Source organism: Bradyrhizobium sp. CCBAU 11386 (assembly GCF_028128955.1).
In the GTDB taxonomy this organism is placed as follows: domain Bacteria; phylum Pseudomonadota; class Alphaproteobacteria; order Rhizobiales; family Xanthobacteraceae; genus Bradyrhizobium.
The window spans coordinates 1-472 of sequence record NZ_LBKA01000059.1; the positions used below are offsets into that span (position 1 = coordinate 1).

1 protein-coding gene is annotated in these 472 nt (G+C 57.4%); it reads right to left on the reverse strand.

What is annotated here, in order from left to right:
* The coding region (locus XI09_RS08350; protein WP_271566413.1) for a transposase at nt 1-472 on the reverse strand (472 nt) is incomplete at both ends.

Consider the following 472-nt stretch of genomic DNA (forward strand, 5'->3'; position numbering starts at 1 on the left):
CTTGGCCTCGGTAAAGTTCTTGTCCCGTGCATTGACAGCTTTGAACTTTGATCCATCAATGGCAACGCTCGCTGCACTGAGCAGATCCAGCTTGCGGCATAGCGCGACGAATTCGCGACAGACCTCACGAATGGCCTTGCCATTGTCCTTGCGGAAGTCCGCAATGGTTTTGAAGTCCGGCGCCAGCTGCCCGGTCAACCAGATCATCTCGATGTTGCGCTGGCATTCCCGCTCCAGGCGCCGGCTCGACGGAATCCGATTGAGATAGCCGTAGACGTAGAGTTTGAGCATAGTGCTGGGGTGATAGCTGGGACGGCCGGTGTCGAGTGGCTGCACACCGTCGAACCCGAGCTTGTCGAGATCAAGACTGTCGACGAACACATCGACCGCTCGCACCGGATTATCCTCGGTCACATAGTCATCGAGCGACGCCGGAAACAGGGTGTTCTGGCCGCGATCCAACCCTTCAACA